Here is a 20,086-nt window from a genome sequence, read left to right as displayed (position 1 = left end):
CTACTCCGTGGTGGCGGTTTGAGGCGCGAGGCCGTCCACCCAGCGAAGAATCGCGGCGACGACTTCGAACAGTTCTTCGGGAATCGGCTGATTGAGCGGCACCTTGTGCAGCATGCGCGCGACGGGCGGGTTCGCGACGATGGGCACGCGCGCGTGCATCGCCTGCTGGCGCAGCCGCAGCGCCTGCTCGTCGACGCCCTTGGCGAGGACGACGGGCAGCGGAAACTCCGCCGGGTCGTAGCGCAGCGCGACCGCGTAGTGAATCGGGTTGACCACGACGACGTTCGCGCGCGCGACGCCGCCTTTCGGGCCTTCCTGCGATATCTCCCTGGCCATGCGCTTGCGCTCGCCCTTGAGTTCGGGGTTGCCTTCGCTCTCCTTGTGCTCGCGCTTCACCTCGTCCTTCGACATCCGGTTCTTGCGGATGAAGAGCCACTTCTGCAGCTTGTAGTCGAACGCGCCGATGACGACGAACACGCCGAGCGCGACCACGACCACGTGCATGAGCACGGACCACAGCACGCCGATCAACTGCGGTACCGACTGATCGAGCGCGCTCGCCACCACGGGCATCGCGCTTTTGATCGTCTGCCACATGACGGCGACGAGAATCGCGGCCTTGCCGACCATCTTCGCGAGGTCGATGGCGGAGTTCATCGAGAAGATGCGCTGAAAGCCGGACCCGGGGCTGACCGACGCAAGCTTCGGCATGACGGCTTTCAGCGAAAACTTGAGCCCCGTCTGGGGGGCGAGCGCGATGATGGCGGCGACGAGCGCGACGGCCGCGATCCCGCACAGCAGGCCCAGCGCCTGCAGGCCGACATGAACGAGGACGGTCCAGAGGTCCTGCAACTCGCGCTCGCCGTGAGTGAAATCGATCGCCTCCTTGACGATCGCGCGTAGCGTATCGGCCAGATAGTGCTGGCCCGCCGTCAGCACGAGCACGATCGAGCCGAGCGACGCGACTTCGACGAGGTCGGAGCTCTTCGCAACCTGGCCTTCCTCGCGGACTTTGTCCAGCTTCTTGTCTGTGGGCTCTTCGGTTTTTTCGTCGCTCATGACCGCTGTCCTTCGCTTGTCGCAGGCGCGCACCCGGGATGGGGCGCCCCGATGCAACGTTAGCGGCGCCGCTGTATCCGGCGCGATGGCGATGCGAAGCAAGGGCGAGGGCTGCGAAGCAAGGCGGCGCGACGGCGCGTCGCTCGGGCGCGGGCCACGTGAGCCCGGCGACCCGCGCGGCGGGCACGCGCGAAGACGTCCGCGAACGCGGCACGCGCCGCCGCCCATCGCATGCGGCGCTTCGCAATTCGTTGTGCGACTTCGTGCCGGGCACGTGGCGTATCCATCGTGTTGCGTAACTTAGCGTCAACGGAAGGCCACGCCTCATCGGGTGCGGCCCATCGGATCGAATCTGATTTCCTTGGGGGAAAGGATGGACGTTCTGAAGGATCGGCCGCAGTGCCCATCGGGAGTCGTCGGCGCGGTCGTCGACCTGGTCAGGGTGGCATTGGCCCGCGCAGGCACACCGGAGCAAGTCGATATCGACGATCTCGAGCACCTCGTCGAAGTGCTGCATCTGCTGCGCCCGGATTCCGCCGAATTCGCGTTTTTCGACGGCTGGCTGCATATGGTGCGCGAGGAATGGAGCGAGGCCGAACGGCTCTTTCGCAATCTGGTCGAGCGCTCGGTCTGCGTGCCGGCCAGCAAGGGAATGTTGCTGCAGTGCCTGAAGGCCCGCCAGGAGTTCGGTTGGCAGGAGGAGGCCCGGCGCCTCCTGGAGGAAGGCGGCAACGAAGAGGTTGAACGGCTCGCGAAGGTTCTGCTTGCGAGCGAGGAGCTGAAGCAGGCGGTCGCGACCGCGAAGCGCACGGGCCGCTTCGTTGCGCCGGATTCCGCGCTCGCGTTCGAGAACGGAGCGCATGCCGAAGACGGCGAAGCGGTCGCGACGCCGTCGTCCTCATCCAGCGACATGCTGCTGACGATGCAGTACATGCGTGTCTGAGCCTGTTGCCCCTACCAGGAGAAACGAAATGAGCATCACGACTGCATCGCAACTCCAGTACGAACTGGCCCGCGTCACCGGCACGACGCCCGCGGCGCCGACCGCGGACGCGGTATCGCAGCCGCTCGTCGACAAATTCCAGGCGATGATGGCTTCGGGGCGCCAGCATGCGGCGGCCTTGCACCCGACCGAGCACGCGGACCTCGTGACGAAAGCGGTCGAGGAGCAGGCGGACTATTACCGGCAAGTGCCGAACGACGTGCTCTACATGACTCAGCACATGAGCGCGCTGTCGATGGAGCGCCTTGCCGCTGCCGACATGACCATCCAGCTCGAGATCGCAAGCCTGAACGCCGATCTGCAGGTGAAGATGGCAACCGTGCAGTCGTCGAAGGACGCCGTGCAGACGCTCATGAAGAACCAGTGAAATGAAACCGAACCTCGTGCCTTCGAGGCCGCCCTCCGCATGGCGGCTCGTCGCGGTGGCGGCGCTCGTGCTGTCGCTTGCGGCCTGCAAGCAGGAGCTCTACGGGCAATTGACCGAAAGCGACTGCAACGAAATGGTGGCGGCGCTGCTGATGTCCGGCGTCGACGCGCAAAAGAGCACGCCCGATGGCGGCAAGACCTGGTCGGTCGGCGTCGACGAAAAGCAGATCGTGCATGCCGTGGAAGTGCTGCGCGCACGCGGCCTGCCGCGCAAGAAATTCGACGACCTCGGCGCGCTGTTCAAGAAGGACGGGCTCGTTTCCACGCCGACCGAGGAGCGCGTGCGCTTCATTTACGGTTTGTCGCAGGAGCTCGACGACACGTTGTCGAAGATCGACGGCGTGGTCGTGGCGCGCGTGCAGATCGTGCTGCCGAACAACGATCCGCTCGCGCAGTCGGTCAAGCCGTCGTCCGCATCGGTCTTCATCAAGTACCGGCCCGACGCGAATCTCGAGCGGATGACGCCGGCGATCAAGAACCTGGTCGTGCACAGCATAGAGGGGCTGACCTACGATCAGGTCAGCGTGACGAGCGTGCCGGCCGATGCGCTCGATCCACCTGCCCACCCGCATCGCCAGGACGGCTGGATCGTCTATGCGGGCGGCGCGCTCGGCGTGCTGCTGTTGATGATCGCCGGCGGCTTCGCGCTCTTGCGCGGCAACCTGCTCAAGGGCGGCGGCGGCCTGGCGGGCCTGCTCGCGCGCCGGGCGGGGCGTGCGGCGAAAGCGCCGGCATGACCTTCGATCCGAACGAACGCATGGCCGGCATGGCAAGCAGGGGGAGCACACGATGAGCGCATACGACGCAGCCGATGCATACGACGCAGCCGCCGACAGCGTTGCCGCGCCGAACGGCGAGACGCCGGCGGCCGTCGCGGCGAGGCTGGCCGCCTACCATCGGCGCCGGCGTACGCTGTTCGACTGGATGCATCCGGCACGCCTTGCACGCGTGCCCTGTGCGGACCGGCTCGGCGCATGCGGCCCCGCGCAGGCGGAGGCGCTTGCCGATGCGCTGCTCGACGAATGGGGCATGCCCGTGCCGCCGCTTGCCGCGTTCGACGCGCCGGAAACGGCGCTTGCCTTGCTGCCGGCGCACGATTGTCTGACCGTGTTCCGCCTGCGCGCGCTCGTGGAGCAGGTGGAGCCATTGCGCACCTGGATCGACCGGCCGCGTCGCGAGAAGTTGACGGCCTGGATCGGGGCGCGCGGCGTCAATCTGCTCTTCGCGCGCGGGCGCGAGCTTGCGGGCGAGGCGCGCTCGCTGGCCGCGCGCGCGCACCACGCGGCATCGGTCATGCCAGTGCCGCTCGACGCGGCCGATGGCGACGTCCTCGCGTGGCTCGGCTTTCGGCTTTTCGAGCGCGACTGCCGATGGGCGCCGGGCGGCCCGCTCGCGATCATGCGGTGGGCCATGCCGGCGCGCGACGAGGAGGGGGCGTGGCCGTCCCCGTCGTTGCCGCCGTCACTCCCGTCTTCGGAAGGCTCGAGCCCGAGCCTTTCGATCGTCTCGCAACTGCCCGACTTGTTTCCGGAGTGGTCATGGTGATCTGGTTACGCAATCCGCAGGCCGAAGGCACGGACCTCGGCGTGGGCGTCGAAGGGGACGTCCTGCGTCATGAACGCCTCGCGGCGATCGTCGAGATCGATGCGGCGTACGCCGAGATGCGCCGGCAATGCGACGAGGCGCTGGACGCGGCGCGCGCCCAGGCCCGCGTGCTGCTCGACGAAGCTCGCGCCCGCGCGGACGAGCTCGCCGAGCGTGCGATGCGTGAGTTCGCGCAAGCGGCCGAGCGGGGTTACGACGATGGTTTGCGGCGGGGGCTGACCGATTGGCACGAACGCGCGGCGGCCGCGCACGCCGAAGCCTGCCGGCTCGCGCCCGGGCAGCAGGACCGGCTGGCCGAACTGGTCGCGCTGGCGGTCGAGCAGATCGTTGCGTCGGCCGATCCCAAGGCGCTTTTCGCGCGCGCGGCCGCGACGGTCGAGCGGATCGTCGCCGACGGCAGCCCCGTTCATCTGCGTGTTCATCCGTCGGATCTGGCCGCGGCGAGCGCGGCCTTCGACGAAGCGGCCGCGGCGTGGCGCGAGGCCGGGCGCGCCGTGCGGTTGCGCGTGGCGGCCGACGCGACGCTTGCGCCCGGCGCATGCGTCGCCGAAACCGACCTGGGCGCGATCGACGCGAGCCTGTCGTTGCACTTGGCGGCGATGCGCGACGCCCTGGCGCGCGCCGTGCGAAGCGTGGCGGAGGAGCCCTCGCGGGAGGCGCCGAGTGCGCGGCCCGGGGATGACGCACAAGCGGCCGACGCGCAGGCCGGTTTCGCCGGCGACGCCGAGGTGCCGATCGGCGAGTACGCCGTCGGCGCCGGCGAGGATCTGGCGGACCCGGATGCGCGCGCGAACGACGGCGGCGATGGCGGCGAGGGCGGCGACGGCGGCGATGGCGGCAACCTCGGCGACGAAGGAGGTTGGCAGGACGATGCCGCGGCCCTGCAAACGGCGGGCGACCTGCACGACGAGGGTTGGACCGATGCCGCGCATGCCGACGCCGACGCGATGTCCGTCTGAACCGGCCTTCGCGCGGCACGTGGAAGAACACATGACAAGGAAGGGAGCGCCATGATCGACAGCGCGGACAGTTTCGGAACCGATGAAGCGAGCGGGGCGCACATCGCGCAGCCGCGGGCCATACGCGGCTTCTCGGCGCTGATGGAGGCGATGGAGCGCGAACTGCGTGCCCGCGCGCAACCCGCGGCGTGCGGCAAGGTGCAGGAAGTGATCGGCACGCTCGTACGCGTATCGGGGCTCGACGCGACGCTCGGCGAGCTATGCGAGCTGCGTTCGCCCGAAGGCGCGTTGCTGCAGCGTGCCGAGGTGGTCGGCTTCTCGCGCGACGTCGCGCTGCTCTCGCCGTTCGGCCGGCTCGGCAGCGTGTCCCGGGCGACACGCGTGGTGGGACTCCGGCGTCCGCTTTCGCTGCGCATCGGCCCCCGCCTGCTCGGCCGCGTGATCGACAGCCTGGGCGAGCCGATCGACGGCAAGGGGCCGCTCGAATGCGACGAGTGGCAGCCCGTCATCGCCGATCCGCCCGATCCGATGTCGCGGCCCGTCGTCGATACCCCGATGCCGACGGGCGTGCGCGTCGTCGACGGCATGATGACGCTGGCCGAGGGCCAGCGCATGGGCATCTTCGCGCCGGCCGGCGTCGGCAAGAGCACGTTGATGGGCATGTTCGCGCGCGGGGCGCGCTGCGACGTCAACGTCATCGCGTTGATCGGGGAGCGCGGCCGCGAAGTGCGCGAATTCTGCGAGCACATTCTCGGGCCGGAGGGAATGGCGCGCTCGGTCGTCGTCTGCGCGACATCGGACCGCTCGTCGATCGAGCGCGCGAAGGCCGCTTATGCGGCAACGGCGGTGGCCGAATACTTCCGCGACCGCGGCATGCGGGTGCTGCTGATGATGGATTCGCTGACGCGCTTCGCGCGCGCGCAGCGCGAAATCGGCCTGGCGATGGGCGAGCCGCCGACGCGGCGCGGCTTTCCGCCGTCGATCTTCGCCGAGCTGCCGCGGCTGCTGGAGCGCGCGGGCCGTTCGGAGCTCGGCTCGATCACCGCCCTTTACACCGTGCTGGCCGAGGACGAATCGGGCGGCGACCCGATTGCCGAGGAAGTACGGGGCATTCTCGACGGCCACATGATTCTTTCGCGCGAGATTGCGGCACAGAACCGCTATCCGGCGATCGACGTGCTCGGCAGTCTTTCGCGCGTGATGACGCAGGTGGTGCCGCGCGAGCACGTGGCGGCGGCGGGACACGTGCGGCGGCTGATGGCCAAGCACAAGGAGGTCGAACTGCTGCTGCAGGTGGGCGAGTATCAGAGCGGCACCGATGCGCTTGCCGACGAAGCCATTGCGAAGATCGACGCGATTCGGGCTTTCTTCGGCCAACCGACCGATCTGCTCGTCGACCCGAGCGACACGCTCGCGGCCCTCGGCGAGATCGTGCAGTCCTGATGCCGGAGGCGAGCGATGAAGGACCGCCGCGTTGCCGCGTTCGAGCGCGTGCTCTCGCGCCGCCGCCAGCTCGATCGCAAGCTCAATGCGGCGCTCGGCGGTTTGCGCGGCGAGCTGCAGGCGCTCATGGACGCCTTGGACGAAAGCCGCACGGCGGTGCGCGCGCATGCGGCCGAGCTCGCCGCGCACGACGGCAAGATCGACGCGATGCTGGGCGGCGTTTCCTTCCGGGCGGATGAGTATCTGAAGCTGCGCGAATTCCGCTCGCACGCGGCCGAGCAGCACGCGATGCTCGAGGCCCGGGCGGCGCAGGCCGCACAGGCGCTGGCGGCGAAGGAGGCGCAGATCGGTGCGCTGCGCACGGAGATCCTGCGCAACCGTGCCCGCATCGACATCTACGGCAAGCGGCGCGACACGCTCGTCAAGAGTATCGAGCTCGCGATCGAGGACGCGCAGGACGAGGAAACATCGGAGAGTCGCCGGCCCGGCCCGGCGTTTTGAAGCGGCGAGCGCGCTCGCCAGCCGGCATCCATTGAGCGACAGGTGACTGAAATGAGCGAGATTACATTCGCATCGATCGAATCGAGCCATCAGCTGGTCAGGTTTTTGATCGTGCTCGGCCTTTGCAGTGAACGATTGATGGTCCTGATGATGATTTTTCCGCCGACGTCCGACAACGTCGTGCAAGGCCGCGTGCGCACCGCGCTGGCGCTGCTGTGGGGCAGCTTCATCGCGTACGGGCAACGCGGCCTGCTCGAGCAGGGCGATGCGACGATGCTCGTGGGCATCGGGTTGAAGGAGGCGCTGATCGGCGTCGGCCTCGGCTTCGCGGCGTCGACGGTGTTCTGGGCCGCCGAAAGCGTCGGCACGTACGTCGACGATCTGACCGGTTTCAATCAACTGCAGATGCAGAACCCGAGCCAGGGGCAGCAGACGTCGCTGACTTCCACGCTCCTGAGCCAGTTCGCGATCGCGGCGTTCTGGTGTCTGGGCGGCATGACGTTTCTGCTCGGCGCGATCTACGAATCGTATACCTGGTGGCCGCTTGCGAACCTCACGCCGGCCGGGGGGGCGGTACTCGAATCGTTCGTGCTGGGGAAGACCGACTCGCTGATGGAAACGGTGGCGAAGCTGGCCACGCCGATGATGCTGATGCTGCTGCTGATCGACATCGGCTTCGGCTTTACCGGGAAGGTGTCGCAAAAGCTCGATCTGCCGTCGCTGGCGCAGCCCGTGAAAGGCGCGCTCACGATTCTGATGCTCGCCCTGATGGCGGCGATCTTCATCGATCAGGTACGCGATCAACTGTCGCTCGTGGGCATCGCGGCCGAGGCGAGGGCGCTCGCGGGCGGCAAGTGAAACGCGGTGAATGCGCGAGCGCGCGCAAGTATGCGTTCGCCGATGGCGATTGGCCGAAAAAGCTTGGAGAAAAACATGATCGAGGCGTTGAGCGACAACGCGATCGTCACGGGGATGATGCACGTGCTGTGGGCCGGTGCGGTGCTCGATACGTTTTCGGACGTTCAGGACCTGCTCGATGCGATGGCGGTGCTGCGTCCCGGGAGCGGCGAAATGCGCGAGGTGCTGGCCTGGTGGCATGTGCGTGCACGCGCCTGGGGCGAGGCGCTGACCGAATTGCGCCGGGTGGAGCGCGACGGCACGCTGTCGTCGCGCGGCATGGCGCTCGCGGCTGTCTGTCTTTACGCACTTGGCGATGCATCGTGGCGTACCTATGCGTACGCGGCGGCGTACAAGTCTGATGACCCGATGGCGACGCGCACCGCCCAGGCGCTGCTCGCAGCGCCCGCGATCGGGCGTGGATAGCCGCCCGCGGCTGCGTCAAGCGGGGACCGGCCGTCTGCCCGGCCGGCCGGTTTCACGATGACTCGCCGCGGCCCGAAGCAAGGTTTGCCTCGATCCACGATGCCACGTCGGTGACCGGAATGGCGTGGCGTTGATTGAACGTCCCGCGCTTGTCCCACGCGACACCCCGCCCTTGAGCGAAAGCGGCACGATACTTCCGCATCATGTTGTGTGGGTCCCGCGCCAGTTCATCCAGCAAGTACGCCTCACTCCACACCGCACGGCTGAAAGGGCGGCCGAGGCCCGCTTGCAGCTTGTCGGCGACCTCACCGTAAGTCACGGTGTCGCCGGCCAGATACACGATCTCGTTCCGGATACGAGGTTGGGCGAACACGATCTCGGCAGTCAGTGCGCCGATATCGTCGGGCGTCGTCAGCGTCACGGCGGTGTCGAGGCTGCCCAACGCGTGGACCGTGTCGTTTTTCAGGTCAACGACACCGAAGTCCGGCTCGAACAGATAGCTCATGAACATGCCGGTCGAGATGATGACCCACTCGGTGTCGTGCTGACTGCGCAGCAATTCGCGCACGTCCAGCTGTGCATCGAAGATGTCCTGCGGACTGCCGCGACCGATCACGTCGAAATCGACCCCGAACTGCCACGGGAAGTACCTCGGGATTCGCGCCTGCAATGCAGCGCGTGCCAATTTCATCGGCGTGTCGATTCCGGCCGTAATGCCCGCGCAACCGATTACCGTGTCATATCGCGCGAACAAGACAGCGAGTTCATCGATGGAACGCTTCACGAAATCGCCTATGACGATCTCGATCCCAAGATCCCGAATCTCCGCGATATCATGCCGCTTGGCGGGTGCGCTGGATTCGACGGCACTGGCGCGCAGCAGCACGCTGATCTTCGCGCCAGTCACGTCCTTCGCCCGGCGTGCAAGACTGCGTAGCACCGGGAGGCCGAGTTCGCCGGCACCGAGCACGAGAATGTTTCGAGACGTAGCGTCAGGATCTGTTCGGTTCATCGTTTAGCCCATCAAGGAATGCGTGGCGGCAGTCTAGCAATGCGTGGGCGTGGATGAAAGAAGGCACACGCGTGATACTGGGAGCCAGAGAGTTGGATCGAGATGAACTTCTTCAATATTCGCAGACCGTGTGTGACGGCCTGCGGGACGATGATGACGGGTTGCGGCGGGAGGTGCTTGCCCATGCCGGAAGCCGTTGGTCGCTCGGTGTCGTGCACACGCTCGGCGTGTACGGCAGGCTGCGCCATGCGGAAATCGGCAGGCGCATGCACGGGGTGACTCAGCGCATGTTGACGCGCACGTTACGGCAGCTCGAGCGTGACGGCCTCGTGCGCCGTCACGATTTCGAAGAAGTCCCCCCCCCCCAGAGTCGAATACGAGTTGTCCGACACGGGCATGGACCTGCTCGTTCGCATGGTCCCGCTGTGGACCTGGATCGTCGAGAATGCGGACCGCTTCCGTGAAGCGAGGCGGAATTTCGACAGGCAGCACCGCGACGCAAACGCGTAGTCGACGCCGCCGCGGCGGTGGAGCGGCGCTGCACAAATGCCGGCGCTCGGTATCGCGCGACATCGATTCGGTCACGCGTACTTGTCGCCGACCGTACTGCGAATCGGATGGGTGTCGTAGACGATGATCATCCGTTCGATTAGCCCCGCGATGTCGAACTCGAACACGTCGACGCACTCGAAGCGCGCCACCGAACCGTCTTTCAGGGCCCAGTCGTAGATGAAGTAACCGGTCGCACGTCGAGCGCCTGTCGTGCTGACGCAGATATCGATCGGTGTAATCTTGCTTTCTCCCGATGCGGCAGCGACCTTCGAAAAGAAGGGTTCGGCGTGCATCCAGCCGAGAAACGGCGAAAAAATCCGCGCGTCCGGCGTGAATAGCGCGCAGATGGCGCCCACATCGCCTCGCTCCAGCTCCCGAAGGTAAGTGCGAACCTGTTCCGTATAGAGTGATGCCGACGTTGAGCCCAAAATTGTCCTCCGATCATTCGTTGACGCTCCCGTTCATGCGTAGGAGCGGGGTATCCGGTAGATGCACGATAACGACGCACCGATGACCGAACAATCGAAAAATCTGCAACCCGGGTATGCGGCGCATGCATATCCGCTGGCCGACCTGACGCGGCCGCTCCCGCCGTTGGCGGCGATTCAGTCGTTCGTCGCCGCGGCGCAGCTCGGCAGCGTCAGCAAGGCGGCGGATCATCTGTGCCGTACGCAAGGCGCGGTGAGCCGCCAGATACAGCAGTTGGAAACGCATTATCGATGCGCACTGTTCGTGCGCCATGTATCGGGGCTGACGTTGACCGCGGAAGGAAATGCACTGCTGACGGTCGCGGTCGACGTGCTCACGCAATTGGTTCAGCACGCGGATTCCCGAGCACGGGCGACCGCGGTGCTCACGTTGAAGTTGCCGTCCACGTTCGCCGTTCGCTGGTTGCTCCCGCGGCTACCGGACATTCATCGTGCGATGAGCGGGACGGAGCTGCGTATTTCGACATCCGCGGACGATAAGCCGGATTTCACGACGTCCGACGTCGACGCCGTCATCGTGCGCGGCACGGGGCAATGGACCGGCATGGAGGCGGTAGCGCTATTTCCCGAGAGGCTCACGCCGATGTGCGCGCCCGCCTTGGCAACATCGCTGCGATCCGTTGCCGATCTCGCGCATGTCGATTTGCTCCATCCGGGGCCCAGCCATGCGGAGTGGCGATGCTGGCTCGATCAGGTTGGCGCGCGCCAGCTCGATGCGGGACGCGGGCTGGTATTCGATACCCTCGAATTGACGCTCGCGGCATCGACGGAAGGGCACGGCATTGCAATCGGCGACCCACGAATGGCAAGAGACCGGCTCCGCGCCGGATCGCTGGTGACACCGTTCGAGGAGGTGGTTGAAGACGGCCTGTCGTACTTCCTCGTCTATCCGCCGCAACGTGCGGAACAACCGAAAATTCGGGCCCTTGCCGACGTCTTGCTGCGACTTGCGCGAGAAGACTGATCGACAGGTGAGCGGCCGATTCGGCATTCCTCCCGATCTTCCTGCCCACCGACGCTAGATACGGAACGCCGCCGGCGGGTCTGCGTCCGTCGAAAATGCCGCGCTTGCCACCGCGGCGACGCTTCGACTCCGCGGATGCCGCGCCGAATCCGATGCGGTCCATCGATACTTGTGCTCCCGGACAGGATCATGCCGCGCCCGCGTCGCGCACCGACGCCGTACAACGGCCGCGTCCATGCAAACTTGATCGGGAAAAGCACTAGACGTACGGGAATTATTTCCCGGCTATAGTGGAATGACTGAAGGTAGATGCGGCGCTTTTTGCCGATACCGACCAGGTCTTGACCGTAGACGGGTGCTGTATGAAAAATAAAATCGAAAAGACCGCCGGACCGATGTGGGGTATGGCGGCAGGATTGCTTCTCGCGGTGGCGGGGTTGAGTCTCGGCATCCTCCCGAAGTCCTTGCATGGCTCGGGAAGCGCAAACGACTTCATGGCGTTCGGCGTCGCGATGCTGGGCATCTTCCTCGTCGTCTATTCCACGCACGAACTGCGCAGAAAGCGCTTGCACTGAGCGTTCGCGCGTCGATCCACGAAAAAATCGATTCCGGCGGGCCGGCGGCTCGCGCGTGCCCGCGCCTTCGACGTGCTATGCGTTGCGGATTTCGTGCTTGTAGACGAGTTCGACGATGCGTTTCGTCGGGATGCTCGCGCGCAGTGCCTCGACGCCTTTGATCGGAAACCACCTGCATTTCTCGATCTCGTTGTTCGCTTGCGGCGTATGGTCCGGGCCGACTTCCGCGAAGAACACGTGATGGATTTTCGCGAGCCCGGTGAACTGCATCGCGTACACGAGATCGTGGCCCGTCATGCCGGTTTCTTCGCGCAACTCGCGATGCGCGGCGTCGAGCGGCGTCTCCCCGCGCTTGATCGTGCCGCCGGGTAGCGCCCAGCGCGACGACGCACGCGCGACGAGCAAGACGTGCTCGCCGCGGTAGCAGACGACCGTCGCGCGCTCCTTGATCGGGACGGCGCTCGCTTCGGCGGCAGTGTTGGGCGCTGGCGTTCGGGGCATGGCGCCATTCTAACCAGCGTCGATCGTTCGGCCAAGCGGCGCCGATCGGGCTGGACGACCGGTCGTCGTCGCGTGGCCGACGGCTGCGCGACGGGGCGGGGCGCGCGGGACGCCGTTCGCACGGGGCGGCCCGCCACGCGCACCGCGCCGCCGCACGGTTCGTTCGGTTACTTCTTTTCCGGCAGGAACCAGTTCATCACGAGCGCGCAGATACCGCCCGTCGCCACGCCCGATTCCAGCACGTTCTTCAGCGCATGCGGCAGGCTGTTCAGGATGTCCGGCACCTGCGATACGCCGAGGCCGAGCGCCAGCGACACCGCGATGATCAGCAGCGCGCGACGGTCGAGGTGGATGCCCGCGAGGATGTTGATGCCCGATGCGGCCACGGCGCCGAACATCACCATCGCCGCACCGCCGAGCACGGGCTCGGGCACGGCCTGCAGCACGCCGGCGACGACCGGGAACAGGCCGAGCACCACCAGCATCCCGGCGATCCAGATGCCGACGTGACGGCTCGCGACGCCGGTGATCTGGATCACGCCGTTGTTCTGCGCGAATACCGAGCTCGGGAACGTATTGAATACGCCGGCCAGCAGCGAGTTCGCGCCGTTCACGAGCACGCCGCCCTTGATCCGCTGCATCCACACCGGCCCTTCGACCGGCTCGTTCGAGATCTTGCTGGTGGCCGTCACGTCGCCGATCGCCTCGAGCGACGTCACGAGGTAGATGATCAGCATCGGCACGAACAGCGCCCACGAAAAGCCGATGCCGAAGTGCAGCGGCGTCGGCACCTGGAACAGCGCGGCCTGATGCATGCCGGTGAAGTCGAGGCGGCCGAGGAACGCGGCGGCGAGATAGCCGATCGCGAGCGCGATGACGAGCGCGGTGCTGCGCACCCACACGACCGGCACGCGGTTCAGCAGGATGATCGTGCCGAGCACGAGGCCCGACAGCGTCAGGTTCTCGGCGCTCGCGAACGTGCCCTTGGCCATCGCGCCGTAGCCGCCGCCCATGCTGATCAGGCCGACCTTGATCAGCGTGAGGCCGATCAGCAGCACGACGATGCCGGTGACGAGCGGCGTGATCAGGCGCTTCACGAACGGCAGGATGCGCGACACGCCCATCTCGACGAACGACCCGGCGATCACGACGCCGAAGATCGCGGCCATCACGGTCTCGACCGGCGTGCCCTGCTTGACCATCAGGCTGCCGCCGGCGATCAGCGGGCCGACGAAGTTGAAGCTGGTGCCCTGGACGATCAGCAGGCCGGCGCCCAGCGGGCCGAAGCGCTTGCACTGGACGAAGGTGGCGATGCCGGAAATCACCAGCGACATCGACACGATCAGGGTCGTATCGCGGCTGGACACGCCGAGCGCCTGACAGATCAGCAGGCCGGGCGTGACGATCGGCACGATGATCGCCAGCAGGTGCTGGAGCGCGGCGACGAAGGCGACCATCGGCGCCGGCCGGTCGTTCGGGCCGTAGACGAGGTCGCGGGCCGATTCTGCGGCGTCGGCGCCGCGGGAGGCGGATTGGGCGGAGGAGGCGGGTTGCATGGCGAGCGGGCCGGACGAGGTGGAAAGTGCGGCATTTTAGCCGAAGGGCCTGCCGGCGCCGCCGGGCCGGGCCGCAATGGTGACGAGCCGGTGGATCGCGCAAAAGGCGCCCGATCGGCGGCCGGCTGGTTCGAACTGCGGGATGTGGCCAACGGTCAGCCCGCGACGCGTGCTCCGTTGCCGCGTGCCGTGGTGCGCGGCGGACGGGAATCCGGATACGCGCGCTGGCAGACGGCGATGACCGTATCGCGCAAGCGGCGGTGCACGGGGTCGCCGTGCATGCGCGGATGCCACAGCGCGGACACGAGGATCGCCGGCAGACGGACCGGAATCTCGAAACTGCGCAGCCCGAGGACTTCGGTGAGCCCCGGCGAGCACGCATTGCCGAGGCTCGAACGCGGCACCAGCGCGATCAGGTCGGTGCTGGCGGCGACACGCATCGCGTCGGGGTAGCCCGGCACGACGACGTGCACGGCGGGGCCGGGGCCGGCGTTGCCGGTCGTGTCGTCGGCCGGCCCGGCGAAATCGCCGAGCTGGGCCGCCATGACGTGGCGGCACGCGGCATAGCGCGCGGGCGTGATCCGGGCCGACGCGAACACCGGATGCCCGGCGCGCGCCACCGCGACGTGCCAGTCGTGAAAGAGCATGCGCGTGTGCAGCTCGGGCGCGTCGTCGCCGCGCTTGCCGATTTCCAGGTCGACCGTGCCGTCGCGCAGCGCTTGCGGATCGCGGTCGAGCTTCGGGACGAAGCGGATACGCACGTGCGGCGCGACGTCGGCCAGCGCGGCGACGACCGGGCCGGACAGCATTTCCATGAACGACGCGGCGGCCCGGATCGTGAACGTGGCCGTGAGGGTCGCGAGATCGACGTCGGCCGTCGCCGGCCGGAGCACGGCGCGCGCGTCGCTCGCGACCGCATGCACGCGGTCGCGCAGCGCGGCTGCGTGCGGCGTCGGCACGAGCCTGCGCCCGGCGCGCACGAGCAGTGGATCGCCGGTGGCGATACGCAGCCGCGTGAGCGTGCGGCTCATCGCGGACGTGCTCAGGCCCAGCCGGCGCGCGGCGCCGGTCACGCTGACTTCCGACAGCAGCACGTCGAGCGCGGTAACGAGGTTCAGGTCGATGTCGTCCATGCAGACAGGATACGCCTTTGTGCCGATAACATGGCGTTGAATGCAACTATCGATTGCGTTGGGTGCGTCTGGCGCCTGTCGTGGCGCGCGCCTATAGTGGGCGCATGACGAAACACGGCAAAGGCGAAAACCATGCAATCGACTGAATCGAATCGACGGAACGCGCCCGCGATCCTCCTCGTCGCGGCGTCGCGCGGCCTCGGGCTGGCGATGGCGGAGGCATTCCTGAAGAAGGGCTGGAACGTGACGGGCACCGTGCGCGCAGGATCGGGGCGCACCAAGCTGCACGACCTGGCCGACCGGTTCGACGGCCGGCTCGAGATCGGCACGCTCGACATCTGCGAGCCCGCGCAACTGGCCGCGCTGCGCGAGCGCCTGTCGGGCCGGCGCTTCGACATGCTGTTCGTGAACGCGGGCACGACCAACGATCCGAACGAAACGATCGGCGAAGTGACGACCGACGAATTCGTGCGCGTGATGATCACGAATGCGCTGGCGCCGATGCGTGCGATCGAGACGCTGCAGGATCTCGTGACCGACGACGGCCTGATCGGCGCGATGTCGTCGGGGCAGGGCAGCGTCGCGAACAACGTCAGCGGGATGCGCGAGGTGTATCGCGGCAGCAAGGCCGCGCTGAACCAGTTCATGCGCAGCTTCGCGGCGCGTCAGGCCGATACGCGCCGCGCGCTGGCGCTGATGGCGCCCGGCTGGGTCCGTACCGAACTCGGCGGGCCCGATGCGCGCCTGACCATCGACGAGAGCGTGCCGAGCCTCGTCGACGTGCTGCTGGCGAAGCGGGCGCGGCCCGGGCTCGAATATCTCGACTATCTGGGGCGGACGGTGCCGTGGTGAACGACGGAGGCGGCGCAAGCGCGCGGCGGCCGGCCAGGTTCCGGCTCGTCGTGAGCGTGCCGCGGGATTCGGCCTGTGGTTCGCGGCGCGGTCGCGGCTCTGCGAAGGCCGTGCCGATTCAATACAATGCGACGACGCGTCAGTGATACGGTGCCGCCTCATCGCGTTTGAATCCATCCGGCTCATGGCGGATGGGGGCGCTCCCGTCGCGACGGGCTTGTGTCGAACATGGAGCGCAGCATGAACGAACCCTATCTGCAGGTCATCGCGCATTTCTTCGCGAAACCCGGCAACGGCGACCGCGTGGTCGAATTGCTGGCCGAACTCGCGCCGGCCACGCGTACCGAGCCGAAGAACCTCGACTACGCGTACTTCCGGTCGCCGGAGAACCCCGACCACATCGTGATCCTCGAGCGTTACAGCGAGGCCGACGGCCTCGACGTGCATCGGGAAACGCCGCATTTCCAGCGGATCGGTGTCGGCGCGATCATGCCGTTGCTCGATCGTCGCGAGGTGATCCGCTACATGGTGCAGCCGGACACCGGCACGGCGACGGCCCCGGGAGGCGCCCGATGAACCCGTTTCAATTCCGTACCGTTCCGACGCAGATCGTCGAATTCGGCGCCGCGCGCCGGCTCGGCGCGCTGTTGCGCGAACGCTTTCCGGCGCTCGCGCGGCTGTGCGTCGTCACCGATGCGTTCCTGCATCGCAGCGGCGTGCTCGCGCCCGCGCTGGCGAGCCTCGCCGCGCACGGCTGGCAGGTCACCGTGATCGACGACGTGATCGCCGATCCGCCCGAGCACGTGGTGCTCGACGCGACCGCGCGGGCCGTCGCGGCCGACGCCGAGATCGTGCTCGGCCTCGGCGGCGGCTCGTCGATGGACGTCGCGAAGCTGATCGCGGTGCTCGTGCCGGGGCAGCAGGCGCTGGCCGACATGTACGGCGTCGACAAGGTCGCGAGCGCGCGGCTGCCGCTCGTGCAGATGCCGACCACGGCCGGCACGGGCTCCGAGGTCACGGCCGTGTCGATCGTCACGGTCGGCGAGGCGCGCAAGATGGGCGTCGTGTCGCCGCACCTGTTCGCGGACGTCGCGATCCTCGACGCGGAGCTCACGCTCGGTCTGCCGCGCGCGGCGACGGCCGCTACCGGCATCGACGCGATGGTGCATGCGATCGAGGCGTACACGTCCGCGCGGCTGAAGAATCCGGTGTCCGACATGCTGGCGACGCACGCGCTGACGCTGCTGTCGCGCAACCTGCTGGCCGCATGCGACGGCGGGCAAAACCGGCACGCGCGCGAAGCGATGCTGGTCGGCGCGATGTTCGCGGGGCAGGCGTTCGCGAATGCGCCGGTCGCGGCCGTGCACGCGCTGGCCTATCCGGTCGGCGGGATCTTCCACGTGCCGCACGGTTTGTCGAACGCGCTCGTGCTGCCGCACGTGCTGCGCTTCAACGCGCCGGCCGCCGCGCCGCTGTATGCGGAACTGGCGGCGATCGTCGCGCCGTCGGCCACGGGCAGCGACGAAGCGAAAACGCACGCGCTGATCGCCGAGATCGACCGGCTGATCGTCGCGACGGGCATTCCGCGCACGTTGCGCGAGGTCGACATCGGCGAGGCCGACCTGCCGAGGATGGCGTCGGACGCGATGCTGCAGACGCGCCTGCTCGTGAACAATCCGCGCGAGGTGACCGAGGCCGACGCGCTGGAGATCTATCGGCAGGCGTGGTGACGCGGCGGGCGCGCGTGGCGCATCGCCCGGCACGATTCACGACGCGCGCACGACCGGCCGCGCGAGCCGTGCCGCAACCCACGTGCATGCCGGCGCGACGGCCACGAGCGTGCCGAGCCGCCCGCCGTGCCTACATGCGCGACGCGTCGGCGCCGGCTACCACCACGTACGCCGACGCCTGCTTCGTGCCGTCCGGCTTCGTCTGCAGGTACACACCCTGGATTTCCGGTTCGAAGCCGGGCAGCGCGTTGATCCCGGCCTCCAGCGCGCGGAAGTAGTCGAGCGCCGGGCCGCCCCATACTTCGCCGGGCACCACGCAGAAGATGCCGGGCGGATAGGGCAGCGCGCCTTCGGTCGCGATCCGGCCTTCGATGCGATCGAGCGTGACGAGTTCGACGTCGTTGCGGATCAGCTCGGCATTCGCGGCCTGCGGCAGCATCGCCTGCTTCGGGAACTGCGCACGCCGGAACATCTGTTTCTGCAGATGCTTCATGTCGTGGCTGCGATAGAAATCATGCATGCGCTGGCACAGCTGCCGCAGGCGCATCGTGCCGTACAGCTCGGGATAGGCTTCGCACAGCGACGGAATCGCTTCGCGCAGCGGCGTGTCCTGATCGAGATGGCGTTCGAATTGCGCGAGGTGAGCGACCAGATGCTGCAGCTTGCCGAAGCTCTCCGACGGCGTGAGCAGGAACAGGATCGTGTACAGGTCGGCCTTCTCCGGCACGACGCCGTGCTCGCGCAGGTAGCGCGCGAGGATCGGCGCCGGCGCGCCGAACGGCGCGTATTCGTGCGTGTCGCGATCGATGCCGGGCGTGGTCAGCAGCAGCTTGCACGGATCGACGAAATACTGGTCGTCCGCATAGCCTTCGAAGCCGTGCCACGTGTCGGCCGGATGGAAGCGGAAGAAACGCAGGTCGTCGACGATCTGCTCGGTCGGATAGTCGGCCCACGGGCGGCCGTCGATCTGCTGCGGAACGAACGGGCGGATCTGGCGGCACGTTTTCAGCAGCAGCTTGCGCGCATCGACGCCGTGTGCGACGCAGTCGCGCCACAGGCGCTTGCCGGCCGGGCCCGCATGCATCTGCGCGTTGACGTCGAGCGCCGCGAACATCGGATAGAACGGGCTCGTCGACGCGTGGATCATGTACGCGTTGTTGAAGCGCCGGTGATCGCAGAAGCGCTTCTGGCCTTCGATGTGGCTGTCCTTCTTGTGGATCTGCGACGTCTGCGAGAAGCCGGCCTGCTGCTTGTGCACCGACTGCGTGACGAAGATGCCGGGATCGTCGGGCCCGAGCGTCAGCATCAGCGGCGAGCAGTCCTGCATCATCGGGATGAACTGCTCGTAGCCGACCCACGCCGAATCGAACAGGATGTAGTCGCACAGATGCCCGATCCGGTCGACGATTTCGCGCGCGTTGTAGATCGTGCCGTCGTAGGTGCCGAGCTGGATCACCGCGAGCCGGAACGGGCGTGGCAGATCGGCGCGCTCGGGCGCGACGTCGCGGATCGCGTCGCGAATGCGCGCTTCGCCGAGCGCCGCGCTGTCGACGCCGCCGATGAGGCCCCACGCGTTGCGTGCGGTCTCGAGGTAGACCGGCCGCGCGCCGGACAGCACGAGCGCGCCGAGGTGCACCGACTTGTGGTTGTTGTGGTCGAACAGCACGAGATCGCCGGGCGCGAGCAGCGCGCTCGTGACGACCTTGTTCGACGTCGACGTGCCGTTCAGCACGAAATACGTCTTGTCGGCGTTATAGATCCTTGCGGCGTTGCGCTGTGCTTCCAGCGCCGGCCCTTCGTGGATCAGCAGGTCGCCGAGCCGCACGTCCGCGTTGCAGAGATCCGCGCGAAACAGCGTCTCGCCGAAGAAATCGAAGAACATCCGGCCGAGCGGGTGATTGGAGAAGAACTGGCCGCCCTGATGGCCGGGGCAGTCGAACTCGACGTAGCCGCGCTGCACGTAGTCGCGCATCACCTTGAAGAACGGCGGCAGCAGACTCTCGCTGTAGATGTCGGCGGCGGCGGAAATCTGCCGGCCGTAGTAATGGCGGCCGCCGTGGCGGAGCTGGATCACGCCGCTCGCGCTCGGCAGGACCGACGGCGGCACTTCCTGGTCGGGCTCGACCGCGACGAAGAACGGAATCGCGAAGCCGGTTCTTTCGACGGTTTTCAGCACCTTTTCCGCGGCGTCGATACCGACGACGATGGCCGCGATATTCGTGAAATCGGTCTGAAATACGTCGACCTGTTCGTGCGTGGTGAGGAAGGCGCCGATCAGCGCCGGCTCGACTGCGATTTTCAACAGACTCACGCGAACTCTCCGGTAAATGACCTGAAACGGGAGCCGCATTCACGCCGATGGGTCATGTCGATACGACGCGCGCCGCAGCCGATTGAAATGCTC

Annotated in this window: 21 protein-coding genes and 1 pseudogene; 15 read left to right on the top strand and 7 right to left on the bottom strand. The window is 67.2% G+C overall.

Features of this window, described 5'->3' with window-relative positions; genetic code table 11:
* Entirely contained in the window at positions 1-1,059 is a 1,059-nt protein-coding gene (sctU, locus tag LGN10_RS20185; RefSeq protein WP_226224871.1) for a type III secretion system export apparatus subunit SctU, read from the bottom strand.
* Positions 1,060-1,432: 373 nt separating this feature from the next.
* On the opposite strand from sctU, the gene LGN10_RS20180 reads away from it, so the two are divergent.
* Genes LGN10_RS20180 through LGN10_RS20140 form a run of 9 tightly spaced genes read left to right on the top strand, consistent with a single transcriptional unit; the run spans position 1,433 to position 8,319 of the window.
* Positions 1,433-2,002, top strand: coding sequence for an HrpB1 family type III secretion system apparatus protein (locus LGN10_RS20180; RefSeq protein ID WP_059582619.1), 570 nt, complete (start codon positions 1,433-1,435; stop codon positions 2,000-2,002).
* A 28-nt stretch (positions 2,003-2,030) separates the two neighbouring features.
* Positions 2,031-2,429, top strand: a complete 399-nt coding sequence (locus tag LGN10_RS20175) for a serine kinase (protein ID WP_226224812.1) — start codon at positions 2,031-2,033, stop codon at positions 2,427-2,429.
* 1 nt (position 2,430) lies between these two features.
* Entirely contained in the window at positions 2,431-3,225 is a 795-nt protein-coding gene (sctJ, locus tag LGN10_RS20170; protein WP_099317280.1) for a type III secretion system inner membrane ring lipoprotein SctJ, read from the top strand.
* Between the two features lie 52 nt (positions 3,226-3,277).
* Positions 3,278-4,033, top strand: coding sequence for a type III secretion protein HrpB4 (locus LGN10_RS20165; RefSeq protein ID WP_226224810.1), 756 nt, complete (start codon positions 3,278-3,280; stop codon positions 4,031-4,033).
* Positions 4,027-5,052 carry a type III secretion system stator protein SctL gene (gene sctL / locus LGN10_RS20160; protein WP_226224808.1) on the top strand — a complete coding sequence of 342 codons (1,026 nt, stop codon included), beginning with the start codon at positions 4,027-4,029 and terminating at the stop codon, positions 5,050-5,052. The genes LGN10_RS20165 and sctL overlap by 7 nt, the downstream gene beginning before the upstream one ends.
* 51 nt (positions 5,053-5,103) lie before the next feature.
* Positions 5,104-6,495 carry a type III secretion system ATPase SctN gene (sctN, locus tag LGN10_RS20155; RefSeq protein WP_226224807.1) on the top strand — a complete coding sequence of 464 codons (1,392 nt, stop codon included), beginning with the start codon at positions 5,104-5,106 and terminating at the stop codon, positions 6,493-6,495.
* Between the two features lie 15 nt (positions 6,496-6,510).
* On the top strand, positions 6,511-6,996 hold the full coding sequence (locus LGN10_RS20150) for a type III secretion system protein (protein WP_089465506.1): 486 nt from the start codon (positions 6,511-6,513) through the stop codon (positions 6,994-6,996).
* A gap of 51 nt (positions 6,997-7,047) precedes the next feature.
* The gene (gene sctT / locus LGN10_RS20145; RefSeq protein ID WP_059582601.1) at positions 7,048-7,854 is read left to right on the top strand and encodes a type III secretion system export apparatus subunit SctT; all 807 of its coding nucleotides are present in this window, start codon (positions 7,048-7,050) and stop codon (positions 7,852-7,854) included.
* A 30-nt stretch (positions 7,855-7,884) separates the two neighbouring features.
* Complete coding sequence (locus LGN10_RS20140; protein WP_226224805.1) at positions 7,885-8,319, top strand: HrpB1 family type III secretion system apparatus protein; 435 nt, start codon at positions 7,885-7,887, stop codon at positions 8,317-8,319.
* Positions 8,320-8,371: 52 nt separating this feature from the next.
* On the opposite strand, the gene LGN10_RS20135 is transcribed toward LGN10_RS20140, so the two are convergent.
* A complete protein-coding gene (locus LGN10_RS20135; protein ID WP_059582599.1) occupies positions 8,372-9,331 on the bottom strand; it encodes an aromatic alcohol reductase in 960 nt (319 codons plus the stop codon).
* Positions 9,332-9,423: 92 nt separating this feature from the next.
* Between LGN10_RS20135 and LGN10_RS20130 the strand changes: the two are divergent.
* Positions 9,424-9,841, top strand: a pseudogene (locus LGN10_RS20130) (winged helix-turn-helix transcriptional regulator).
* Positions 9,842-9,912: 71 nt separating this feature from the next.
* Here LGN10_RS20130 and LGN10_RS20125 read toward each other — a convergent pair.
* Positions 9,913-10,311, bottom strand: a complete 399-nt coding sequence (locus LGN10_RS20125; RefSeq protein ID WP_059639222.1) for a nuclear transport factor 2 family protein — start codon at positions 10,309-10,311, stop codon at positions 9,913-9,915.
* Positions 10,312-10,393: 82 nt separating this feature from the next.
* Here LGN10_RS20125 and LGN10_RS20120 point away from each other — a divergent pair, with 82 nt between their 5' ends.
* Together LGN10_RS20120 and LGN10_RS20115 are read left to right on the top strand one after the other, a co-directional pair.
* Entirely contained in the window at positions 10,394-11,335 is a 942-nt protein-coding gene (locus tag LGN10_RS20120; RefSeq protein WP_059582593.1) for a LysR substrate-binding domain-containing protein, read from the top strand.
* 362 nt (positions 11,336-11,697) lie between these two features.
* Entirely contained in the window at positions 11,698-11,910 is a 213-nt protein-coding gene (locus tag LGN10_RS20115) for a hypothetical protein (RefSeq protein WP_059583102.1), read from the top strand.
* Between the two features lie 75 nt (positions 11,911-11,985).
* Here the strand turns inward: LGN10_RS20115 and LGN10_RS20110 are convergent, their stop codons facing one another.
* The 3 genes from LGN10_RS20110 to LGN10_RS20100 form a co-directional block, all read right to left on the bottom strand.
* Positions 11,986-12,411, bottom strand: a complete 426-nt coding sequence (locus tag LGN10_RS20110; protein WP_059582592.1) for an NUDIX hydrolase — start codon at positions 12,409-12,411, stop codon at positions 11,986-11,988.
* A gap of 167 nt (positions 12,412-12,578) precedes the next feature.
* Positions 12,579-13,967: a nucleobase:cation symporter-2 family protein gene (locus LGN10_RS20105; protein WP_059639225.1), complete on the bottom strand. Its 1,389-nt coding sequence runs from the start codon at positions 13,965-13,967 to the stop codon at positions 12,579-12,581.
* Between the two features lie 155 nt (positions 13,968-14,122).
* Positions 14,123-15,100 (bottom strand): LysR family transcriptional regulator, encoded by a 978-nt coding sequence (locus LGN10_RS20100; RefSeq protein WP_060009468.1) that lies wholly within the window; start codon positions 15,098-15,100, stop codon positions 14,123-14,125.
* 132 nt (positions 15,101-15,232) lie between these two features.
* Between LGN10_RS20100 and LGN10_RS20095 the strand changes: the two genes are divergently transcribed.
* The 3 genes from LGN10_RS20095 (at position 15,233) to LGN10_RS20085 (ending at position 17,682) form a co-directional block, all read left to right on the top strand.
* On the top strand, positions 15,233-15,952 hold the full coding sequence (locus tag LGN10_RS20095; protein WP_060009465.1) for an SDR family oxidoreductase: 720 nt from the start codon (positions 15,233-15,235) through the stop codon (positions 15,950-15,952).
* A gap of 240 nt (positions 15,953-16,192) precedes the next feature.
* Positions 16,193-16,528 (top strand): putative quinol monooxygenase, encoded by a 336-nt coding sequence (locus LGN10_RS20090; protein ID WP_059582584.1) that lies wholly within the window; start codon positions 16,193-16,195, stop codon positions 16,526-16,528.
* Positions 16,525-17,682: an iron-containing alcohol dehydrogenase gene (locus LGN10_RS20085; protein ID WP_226224801.1), complete on the top strand. Its 1,158-nt coding sequence runs from the start codon at positions 16,525-16,527 to the stop codon at positions 17,680-17,682. The genes LGN10_RS20090 and LGN10_RS20085 overlap by 4 nt, the downstream gene beginning before the upstream one ends.
* 130 nt (positions 17,683-17,812) lie before the next feature.
* Here the strand turns inward: LGN10_RS20085 and LGN10_RS20080 are convergent, their stop codons facing one another.
* Positions 17,813-19,993: an ornithine decarboxylase gene (locus LGN10_RS20080; RefSeq protein WP_226224799.1), complete on the bottom strand. Its 2,181-nt coding sequence runs from the start codon at positions 19,991-19,993 to the stop codon at positions 17,813-17,815.
* Positions 19,994-20,086 lie beyond the last annotated feature (93 nt).

This window comes from Burkholderia sp. AU32262, assembly GCF_020419985.1.
Classification (GTDB): domain Bacteria; phylum Pseudomonadota; class Gammaproteobacteria; order Burkholderiales; family Burkholderiaceae; genus Burkholderia; species Burkholderia semiarida.
This window is presented reverse-complemented; position numbering and strand designations above follow the sequence as displayed.